The following is a 10186-nucleotide window of genomic DNA, read 5'->3' as shown; positions in this document are numbered from 1 at the left end:
GGACCTTCCTCTCAGAACCCCTACTGATCGTAGCCTTGGTGGGCCGTTACCCCGCCAACAAGCTAATCAGACGCATCCCCATCCATCACCGATAAATCTTTAATCCCTTTCAGATGTCTTCTAGAGATATCATTGGGTATTAGTCTTACTTTCGCAAGGTTATCCCCAAGTGGTGGGCAGGTTGGATACGCGTTACTCACCCGTGCGCCGGTCGACGCCCATCAAAAGCAAGCTTTCGATGTCGTTTCCCCTCGACTTGCATGTGTTAAGCCTGTAGCTAGCGTTCATCCTGAGCCAGGATCAAACTCTCCATTGTAAAATATCATTTTACCTAGCCTTGCGGCTTGGTTTGTTTGTTGTCTGTACTTAGGACGAATATCCTTTTCGTTTATTGAAGCTTAGTAAACCTGACTTATCAATTACTTGACGGTTCGTTTCTTTTACCCAGTCAACTTTCTTATTTCTAAGAAGTTAACCGCTTCTTGTACTACTTGTCTGTTTATGTAAAATCTTTCAAAGAACTCTTTCTTTCGTTGCTAAGAGAAACCGTATTTCTCAAAAGCGAGTGCAAAAGTACTAACTATTTTCCATTCCACCAAATCTTTTCGCAAAAAAGTTGAGATTTTAGCCAAATTTTAACACTTATAAAGACTCTGAGTCATTTCAAGCGTGCAATCACTTTATTATATACATGCCTGCCCATGCCTGCGTGTGCGGGCGCACAATTACCATAAATAAGAAGATAATTACCATACGAAGAAGAATATTATCTCAGAAAAGGGAGAAACTCAGAAAAACATTTTGCTAATTGAAAAAAATATAGTACCTTTGCACACGTTTTAACGGATAACAAGATTAATTACATATATTTTAAAACTTTCAAATGAAGGCATTAGCAATTAAGTCGAGTTTGTTTTCCTGTTTGAAGACATACAACAAGAAAACATTCATGTCTGACCTCATGGCAGGTATCATCGTTGGTATCGTAGCCCTGCCTCTGGCCATCGCATTCGGTATCGCTTCTGGCGTGACCCCTGAAAAGGGTATCATCACCGCCATTGTAGCAGGTCTCATCATCTCCATCTTCGGTGGAAGCAAAGTGCAGATTGGTGGTCCTACGGGAGCATTCATCGTTATCATCTATGGCATTATCCAGAAATATGGCATGGAAGGTTTGACGATAGCGACACTGATGGCTGGTCTGTTCCTGGTTCTCTTCGGACTTCTCCGTCTTGGAACCATCATCAAGTACATCCCTTACCCTATCGTTGTGGGATTTACCAGTGGTATCGCCGTAACCATCTTCACGACCCAGATTAAGGATCTCTTTGGCTTGACGTTGACTTCAAAACCTTCTGATTTTCTGGAGAAATGGGGTGTCTACTTCCAAAGCTTTGACACCATAGATCCTTGGTGTGCCCTTATCGGAGTAGTAAGCGTAGTGGTTATAGCCATCACCCCTAAGTTCAGCAAGAAGATCCCTGGCTCTCTTATTGCCATCATCCTGATGACCGTTGTAGCCTTACTGCTCAAGCAGTTTGCCGGCGTTGAGAGTATCGAGACCATCGGCGACCGCTTCTCTATCAGCAACGAACTGCCTGCAGCTCAGGTACCAGTCATGAATTGGGAGACCATCAAGAGTCTTGTATCACCAGCTATTACCATCGCCATCCTGGGAGCCATTGAGAGTTTGCTTTCAGCAACCGTTGCCGATGGTGTCATCAGCGATCATCACGACAGTAACACCGAGTTGGTAGCTCAGGGTTTGGCCAATATCGCCTCTCCCCTCTTTGGTGGTATTCCAGCAACAGGTGCCATTGCCCGTACAATGACGAATATCAATAATGGCGGTAAGACTCCTATTGCAGGCATCATCCACGCCATAGTTCTGCTGCTCATCTTCCTGTTCCTGATGCCTCTTGCCCAGTACATTCCTATGGCATGTCTTGCCGGTGTATTGGTAGTTGTATCTTACGGAATGAGCGGATGGAGAAGTTTCCTGGCATTGATGAAGAATCCGAAGAGCGATGTAACCGTACTTCTGATTACCTTCTTCCTCACCATCATCTTCGATTTGACAGTAGCCATTGAGGTGGGTCTGATTATCGCCTGTCTGCTCTTCATGAAGCGAATGAGCGAAACCACCGACGTGACAGCTATTACCGATGATGAGATTGACTTGAACAAGGAGTTTGACTTCCTCTCTACCAACCTGGAGCACTATACGATTCCAAAGGGCGTAGAGGTATACGAAATCAATGGTCCTTTCTTCTTCGGAGCCGGCAACAAGTTTGAGGAAGTGATGGCAGCTTTCGGTGACCGTCCGCTGGTACGTGTTATCCGTATGCGCAAGGTTCCATTTGTTGATTCAACCGGTATCCACAACCTCACCAACCTCTGCGAGATGAGTCAGAAGGAGGATATTCAGGTTGTACTCTCCGGTGTTTGCGAGAAGGTAAACGCCCAGTTGGAGAAGGCTGGTTTCTACAATATTCTTGGCAAGGAGAATATCACCGATCATATCAGCAAGGCTCTGAAACGTGCTGAAGAGATTATTGAGAGCAAAAACGTTAATAGTTAAATGCTTAGTGTTAAGTGTTAAATGTTAAGTGTTAAATGTTTAGCGATTGACACTAAATAGGAATAAACATATCAAATAAAAAAGATGCATTGCTGGTATTACCCAGTAATGCATCTTTTTTTTATTGTCATCAAGTAACTATTAACTATCAACTGTTAACTATCAACTATTAACTGTCAACTATCACAAAACTTTCCCCAGGAATTCCTGCAATCTTGGTGATTTCGGATGATTGAAAACCTCTTCCGGTGATCCATCCTCCGTGATATAGCCATCGCTGAAGAAAAGCACGCGGTTTGCCACTTCTCTTGCAAATCCCATCTCATGGGTCACTACCACCATCGTCATTCCTTCGGCAGCAACATCCTTCATCAGCTGCAACACCTCGCCTACCATTTCCGGATCGAGAGCCGAAGTCGGTTCATCGAAGAGGAGCACTTCGGGATTCATCGCCAAGGCACGGGCGATAGCTACGCGCTGTTTCTGTCCACCCGAAAGACTGTCGGGATAACTGTCGGCCTTATCCAGCAATCCAATACGGGCCAGGAGTTCCGTTGCTTTTTCATCAGCCTCTTCCTTTGTCATCTTACCCAATTCTACCGGAGCCAGCATGATGTTGCGGCGTATGGTCATATTAGGGAAGAGATTGAACTGCTGGAACACCATGCCTACCCGCTGGCGCATCTTGTTGATGTCTACATCGCTTGACGTGATATCCATATCGTCGATATAGATTTTACCCTCGGTAGGTTCTTCCAGAAGGTTGATGGAGCGCAGGAAGGTACTCTTTCCGCAACCCGACGGACCGATGATGGCAACCACCTCACCCTGTCTCACCGAGGTGGTAATGCCTTTCAATACTTCGTTGCCGCCGAAGCGTTTACGAAGTCCTTCTATCTTGATTATTTCGTTCATTTTATCCATTGTTTATTTCCTTTCGCTCTTTCTCAGTCTCTTCTCCAACTTTCTTACTCCTGCGTTCAGTCCGAGAACGAGGATGAGATAGATGCAGGCTACTACGCCCAACGGCATCATCGCCTCGTAAGTAATGCTTCGGATGATATCGGAGCCCTTGGTCAAATCTACCAGTCCGATATAACCGCTGATAGAAGTTTCCTTGAGCAGAGTGATAAGCTCGTTACCCATAGCCGGAAGCACATTCTTGAAGGCTTGCGGAAGGATGATGAGGCGCATCGTCTTGCCATACGAAAGACCGAGACTTCTACCCGCTTCCATCTGACCATTATCTACCGACATGATGCCCGAACGGATTACCTCGGCAATATAGGCAGCCGAATTCAAGCCGAAGGCGATGACGGCAACGAAAATCTTGTTGACATCTGCCGACGCAAACACCACGTAATAGATGATGAGCAACTGCACCATGGTTGGCGTGCCTCGCATGATGGTGAGGTACAGCTGGCAGAGCATGTTCGGAATCTTCCAGTCGCCCTTGCGCTCATGGCGGGCACGGACGATAGCGATCAGCGTTCCGAGTATGACGGAAAGGATGATGGCGAAGAAGGTGATGATGAGCGTATTGCCCAAACCCTGCAACAGATACTGATAGCGGTTGTCATCTATGAAGCAGGATTTAAACTTATCTATCACTCCCGGCTGGTTACCAGCAGCTTTCACTTCATTGGAATTCACCATGATAACCTGTCGCACATCGGCATAGGAATCCGTAAATCTGATATTCTTCTCCCGTTCAGGAGTAACCGTGATGCCGGCAATACCCGCATCCGCCTTACCTGCCTGTACAGAGGTGATGATGGCATCAAACTCCATATCAAGAATCTCGACATCCACGCCCATCACATCGCCGATGGCATTTGCCACATCTACGTCGATGCCCACAATCTTGCCATTCTGATAATATTCGAAAGGTTCGAAGGTAGCGTTGGTGGCAAAGCGGAGACTCGTCTTCAAGCCGAGTTTCTGCAGCGCTTCCTGACTCAGTTTCTTCACATCCGAAGTCTTTGGCGTATAAGCCACCGCTATGCCCCTTTCCAGATGGCGGTTGACGATGGAATCGATGACACCATTCTCTTTCAGGATACGGATGGCACGATTGATGGACTGCTGCAACTCAGCATGATCCTTAGCCACGCAGATGGCGAAAGAGGACGCATCGAAGGTTTCGGGCAGGATACGGAGCGATGGATTCACCCGCTTGAACGCCTTGGCTGGCGCCTCATCGGTCACCATGCAGTCTATCTTGCCCTGCAGGAGTGCCTGGATGGCATCGGCTCCCTTGTTGTACCGTTCTACCTTGGTACCGCCGCCTTTCTTTTCCAACTCCGTGGCAAGTCCGTCGCTTGTAGTACCGAGCTGCACGCCTATCACAGCCCCCTTCAGGTCAGCCTTGCTCTTGATCTGCCTGTTTGCATCTGATGTACCCGAACTGCACGCCACAAAGAGCACACTCAGGAGTAAAGCCAAGAAGCCAAGTCTAAACTTTCCCGTTTTTCTGTATTTCATATTTCCAGGCATTCGTTTATAGTTGTTTCAAATATTCAGCACACATCTCTGCACACCTTTCTCCGTCCACACCTGCCGATACGATTCCGCCTGCATAGCCAGCACCTTCACCGCATGGGAAGAGTCCCTGGATGCGGACATGCTGCAAGGTTTCGCGGTCACGGACGATGCGGACAGGCGATGAGGTTCTCGTCTCCATCGCTATCAGCGTAGCCTCGTTGGTCAGGAAACCATGGGCATTCTTGCCGAAGGTCTTGAAGCCTTCCTGCAGACGCTTGCTTACGAAAGACGGCATCCAGAAATGCAACGGACTCGAAATCAAGCCTGGTGCATAGCTGCTCTTTGGCAGATCATAGCTCAAGCGATTGTTCACGAAGTCAGCCATACGCTGTGCCGGTGCCGTCTGCTTCATGTTGCCCTGCTGCCAGCATTGCTTTTCCACGATTTCCTGGAAGTACATCATCTGTAGCGAATCATGAGGAGTGAAGGCAGAAGCATTCTCCTGCGCCTTCATTTCCTGCTGTTCGATGACCGACTGATGTTCCTTCACAAACTGTGCTACATCCTCGGGATGGGTTTCCACCACCATGCCCGAGTTGCTCCAGGCAGTACCGCGGTTGCTCGGACTCATACCGTTCACCACGAGCTGTTCCGGTCCTGTAGCAGCCGGAATCACAAAACCGCCCGGACACATACAGAAGCTGTAAACACCTCTGCCATCTACCTGAGTAACAAAGCTATATTCTGCAGCAGGCAGATATTTACCTCTACCGGTCTTGTTGTGATACTGAATCTGGTCGATAAGCTGGGAAGGATGTTCCAGACGCACCCCCACGGCGATGCCCTTAGCCTCGATATCTATCTTTGCCGAAGCGAGATAGCGGTATACATCGCGGGCACTGTGACCCGTTGCCAGAATAACCGGTCCGCGATAAGTTTCCTCTGCACCCGTAGCCAGATTCACGGCTTCTACGCCTATCACCCTATCGCCAGCTGCAGCATCAGGTGCCGCCAGTTTACCTTCACTCTCAAGGATCAGACGAATCATCTTGGTTTGGAAATGCACTTCTCCGCCACACTTGATGATGGTGTTGCGCATGTTTTCGATAACGCGTGGCAACTTGTCGGTACCGATATGCGGATGGGCATCTGCCAGGATATTGGTATTGGCACCATGCTGGCAGAATACATTCAGAATCTTGTCTACACTTCCCCTTTTCTTGCTTCGGGTATAGAGTTTTCCGTCACTATAAGCACCGGCTCCACCTTCACCGAAACAGTAGTTACTTTCGCCGTCAACCTTCTGGGTCTTGGTAATGTTAGAGAGGTCCTTCTTGCGTTCGCGCACATCCTTGCCTCGCTCCAGCACGATAGGACGGTAACCCAGTTCTATCAGGCGCAGGGAAGCAAAGAGACCGCCAGGTCCCTCGCCCACAACGATAACACGAGGTCTGCTGCTCACATCCGGATATTCGGTATGAACATACTGGTCGTTCTGCGGAAATTCGTTGATATAAGCACGCACCTTCAGATTGACGAAGATGGTACGCTGACGGGCATCGATGCTTCTCTTCAAAACCCTCACCTGGTTGAGCGTTCTTACATCCAATCCCTTTTCTTTGGCGAGATAACGCTTGATGCCTTCCTCGCTGGCTGCCTGTTCGGGCAGAATTCTTATCTGAAACTCTTGAATCATTATACTTTGAACTTTGAACTTTGAGCTTTGAACTTTGAGCTTTGAACTTTATGATTAGTTTTGAAAGTGACGAGTGACAAGTGACCGATTTCGCATTACATTCACAATTCACTTTTCACTTTCACTTTTTCATGCTTCCATTGTAGCCAGCACTTCGAGCGTATCTAGCTGATACATGGTGAACTTACCATCTTCCAATGTTGCGAAGGTTGGAGGATTGCCACCCTTCGGGAAGGTGATGCTGCCGGTATTTACGATGGCCTGTCCCTTCTCGTTATGAGAGAGTTCCCAGAGATGGGAGTGGCCGTAGATCATCGCCTCGTAAGGTCCCTTCGGCATGTTCTCCTTATTATATACATGTCCGTGGGTCAGGAGATAACGCTTGCCTCCGTCTACCAGCAGGGCATAGGTCTCCATGATAGGGAAATCGAGGAGCATCTGGTCTACTTCCGCATCGCAGTTGCCACGCACGGCGATGATCTTGTCTGCCAGCGCATTCAGTCTTTCCACGATACCCTTAGGGTCGATTCCTTCCGGAATGCGGTTGCGGGGACCGTAGTTGATGATATCCCCCATAATGCACATCATGTCACAATGTTCAGCCTCGAAGAAATCGAGGACCTTTTCCAGGGCTGGCAAACAGCCGTGGATATCTGAGAATAAAAGATATTTCATTCGTTCCTTCTTATGTTTGTTATGCTTATGTCTGTTACGCATTGAATTACATCGGCAAAATTAAGCAAATAATCCGAAACGCCCAAACATTTCAACGTTTTTTATATATATAATAAGGTATAAGGGAGAGAAAGAGCCTGTAATTATCTACAGAAAGAGGATTTTTACCTACAAATTGCTACTTTTTTGTTAAATTCCTTGGCAGTTTGATATATTATTCGTACTTTTGCCCTCAAGTTCTGCTTCGGCCCCGGTCGTTTCGGGGGAGGCATTACATTACCAACGTAAAATTCAAGAACATATGAAAGTATTAAAATTCGGCGGAACATCGGTTGGTTCCGTAAAAAGCATCCTCAGCTTGAAACGTATCGTTGAAAACGAGGCTAAGAAACAGAGTGTAGTGGTTGTCGTGAGCGCACTTGGCGGTATCACGGACAAACTCTTGCAAACCTCTCAGCTTGCCCTCCAGGGTGATGAACAGTGGAAAGTAGAATTCGAAGCCATGGTTGATCGCCACCACAAGATGATTGATACCATCATTACCGAAACAACAGACAGAGAAAATCTTTTCAAATCAGTTGATGCACTCTTCGAGCAGTTGAGAAGCATCTACTTCGGTGTGTATCTCATCCACGACCTCAGCGAGAAAACGCAGGATGCCATCGTGAGTTATGGAGAAAGACTCAGTTCAAAGATTGTTGCCACTTTGATTCGTGGAGCCAAATGGTTTGACTCCCGCAACTTCATCAAGACTGAGCGCAAGAACGGCAAGGGCAAGCATGTGCTCGACAGCGAGCTGACCAACAAACTGGTAAGAGAAGCCTTTGCAGAAATTCCTCGCATATCTCTCGTTCCGGGTTTTATCAGTCGTGACAAGGACACAGAGCGCACCACCAACCTCGGTCGTGGCGGTAGCGACTACACAGCAGCCATCATTGCAGCTGCCCTCGATGCAGAAGTGCTCGAAATCTGGACTGATGTAGACGGTTTCATGACTGCCGACCCACGTATCATCAAATCAGCTTATACCATCAACGAACTGAGTTACGTTGAGGCGATGGAGCTTTGCAACTTTGGTGCAAAGGTCATCTACCCTCCAACCATCTACCCGGTTTGTGTCAAGAATATTCCTATCAAGGTTAAGAATACCTTCAACCCAGATGCTCCGGGCACCATCATCAAGAACAAGATCGATGGCGACCAGAAGCCTATCAAGGGTATCTCTTCTATCAACGGTACAGCGCTCATCACCGTAACCGGTCTTTCCATGGTCGGCGTGATTGGGGTAAACCGCCGTATCTTCACCGCTCTTGCCAACGAGGGCATCTCTGTATTCATGGTGTCACAGGCATCATCAGAGAACTCTACCTCTATCGGTGTGCGCGAGCAGGATGTAGAAGAGGCTGTAAGAGTATTGAACAATGAGTTCCACAACGAGATTGCCGATGGTGCGATGTTCCCAATGCACGCAGAGAAGGGCTTGGCTACTATCGCCATCGTGGGCGAAAACATGAAGCATGCAGCCGGTATCGCCGGTAAGCTCTTCGGAACCCTCGGCCGTAGCGGTATTTCCGTCATCGCCTGTGCACAGGGTGCTTCAGAGACCAACATCTCGTTCGTAGTGAAGAGCGATTATCTGAGAAAGTCGCTCAACGTTCTCCACGACAGTTTCTTCCTTTCAGAATACAAGGTTCTGAACCTCTTCATCTGCGGTGTGGGTACCGTGGGCGGAAAGCTCATCGAACAGATCAAGAACCAGTATGCCGACCTCATGGAGCGCAGCAAGCTGAAGCTCAACGTGGTGGGTATCGCTTCTTCCAAGAACGCCATCTTCAACCGCGATGGTATCGATCTCGAGAACTACCGCGAGGAACTGAAGGATTCTGACCCTAGCACTCCAGAGGTTTTGCGCGATACCATCCTGGCGATGAACATCTTCAACAGCGTGTTTGTTGACTGTACAGCCAGCAAGGATGTTGCCGCTCTCTACCAGAGTCTGCTGGAGCACAACGTGAGCATTATCGCAGCCAACAAGATTGCTGCATCAAGCGAATATGAAAACTACGAGAAACTGAAGAAGACAGCCATCCAGCGTGGCGTGGTATTCCGTTTCGAGACCAACGTAGGCGCCGGTCTCCCTATCATCGGAACTATCAACGACCTTCGCAACTCCGGAGACAAAATCCTTAAGATTGAGGCAGTTCTCTCTGGTACGCTCAACTTTATCTTTAACGCCATCTCCAGCGTAGTTCCATTCTCTGAGACCGTAAAACTGGCTAAGGAAAAGGGCTACAGCGAACCTGATCCACGTATCGACCTGAGCGGTATGGACGTGATTCGCAAGCTGGTGATTCTCTCCCGCGAGGCAGGTTACCGCGTAGAGCAGGAAGATGTAGAGAAGAACCTCTTCGTGCCAGACAAATACTTCAAGGGTTCGCTCGACAACTTCTGGAAGAAGCTTCCAGAGCTCGATGCCGATTTCGAGGCTAAGCGCAAGGCACTCGATGTAGAGCACAAACGCTGGCGCTTCGTTGCTACCCTGGATGGCGGCAAGACAAGTGTAGGTTTGCAGGCTGTTGGACCTGAGCATCCGTTCTATAATCTGGAAGGCTCCAACAACATCGTGCTGCTCACCACCGAGCGTTATAAGGAATACCCTATGATGATTCAGGGCTATGGTGCCGGAGCCAGCGTAACTGCTGCCGGTGTATTCGCCAACATCATGAGTATCGCTAACATTTAATAATTTT

6 protein-coding genes and 1 rRNA gene are annotated in these 10186 nt (G+C 48.2%); 2 read left to right on the top strand and 5 right to left on the bottom strand.

The genetic code is table 11. The annotated features are described in order from the left end of the window. A 16S ribosomal RNA gene (locus ACWJAO_RS11225) occupies positions 1–316 on the bottom strand; the annotation flags it as partial. A 567-nt stretch (positions 317–883) separates the two neighbouring features. Here ACWJAO_RS11225 and ACWJAO_RS11220 point away from each other — a divergent pair. Next, on the top strand, positions 884–2581 hold the full coding sequence (locus ACWJAO_RS11220; RefSeq protein WP_449140313.1) for a SulP family inorganic anion transporter: 1698 nt from the start codon (positions 884–886) through the stop codon (positions 2579–2581). 183 nt (positions 2582–2764) lie between these two features. Here the strand turns inward: ACWJAO_RS11220 and ACWJAO_RS11215 are convergent, their stop codons facing one another. From ACWJAO_RS11215 to yfcE, 4 genes are all read right to left on the bottom strand, one after another. Beyond that, complete coding sequence (locus ACWJAO_RS11215; protein ID WP_449140312.1) at positions 2765–3505, bottom strand: amino acid ABC transporter ATP-binding protein; 741 nt, start codon at positions 3503–3505, stop codon at positions 2765–2767. A gap of 3 nt (positions 3506–3508) precedes the next feature. Beyond that, on the bottom strand, positions 3509–5065 hold the full coding sequence (locus ACWJAO_RS11210; protein WP_449140311.1) for an ABC transporter permease subunit: 1557 nt from the start codon (positions 5063–5065) through the stop codon (positions 3509–3511). Positions 5066–5081: 16 nt separating this feature from the next. Beyond that, on the bottom strand, positions 5082–6761 hold the full coding sequence (locus ACWJAO_RS11205) for an NAD(P)/FAD-dependent oxidoreductase (RefSeq protein WP_449140310.1): 1680 nt from the start codon (positions 6759–6761) through the stop codon (positions 5082–5084). A gap of 129 nt (positions 6762–6890) precedes the next feature. Continuing rightward, the gene (gene yfcE, locus ACWJAO_RS11200; RefSeq protein WP_006848732.1) at positions 6891–7436 is read right to left on the bottom strand and encodes a phosphodiesterase; all 546 of its coding nucleotides are present in this window, start codon (positions 7434–7436) and stop codon (positions 6891–6893) included. 301 nt (positions 7437–7737) lie between these two features. Between yfcE and thrA the strand changes: the two genes are divergently transcribed. Further along, positions 7738–10179, top strand: a complete 2442-nt coding sequence (gene thrA, locus ACWJAO_RS11195; RefSeq protein ID WP_449140309.1) for a bifunctional aspartate kinase/homoserine dehydrogenase I — start codon at positions 7738–7740, stop codon at positions 10177–10179. The last annotated feature ends 7 nt before the right edge of the window (positions 10180–10186 follow it).

It is taken from the genome of Segatella sp., assembly GCF_977051555.1.
This window is presented reverse-complemented; position numbering and strand designations above follow the sequence as displayed.

What these genes read in the sequence shown, in the direction of transcription:
- ACWJAO_RS11220 (WP_449140313.1), top strand. Translation starts at nt 884, where the DNA reads ATGAAGGCATTAGCAATTAAGTCGAGTTTGTTTTCCTGTTTGAAGACA.
- ACWJAO_RS11210 (WP_449140311.1), bottom strand. Translation starts at nt 5,065, where the DNA reads ATGAAATACAGAAAAACGGGAAAGTTTAGACTTGGCTTCTTGGCTTTA.
- ACWJAO_RS11215 (WP_449140312.1), bottom strand. Translation starts at nt 3,505, where the DNA reads ATGGATAAAATGAACGAAATAATCAAGATAGAAGGACTTCGTAAACGC.
- yfcE (WP_006848732.1), bottom strand. Translation starts at nt 7,436, where the DNA reads ATGAAATATCTTTTATTCTCAGATATCCACGGCTGTTTGCCAGCCCTG.
- ACWJAO_RS11205 (WP_449140310.1), bottom strand. Translation starts at nt 6,761, where the DNA reads ATGATTCAAGAGTTTCAGATAAGAATTCTGCCCGAACAGGCAGCCAGC.
- thrA (WP_449140309.1), top strand. Translation starts at nt 7,738, where the DNA reads ATGAAAGTATTAAAATTCGGCGGAACATCGGTTGGTTCCGTAAAAAGC.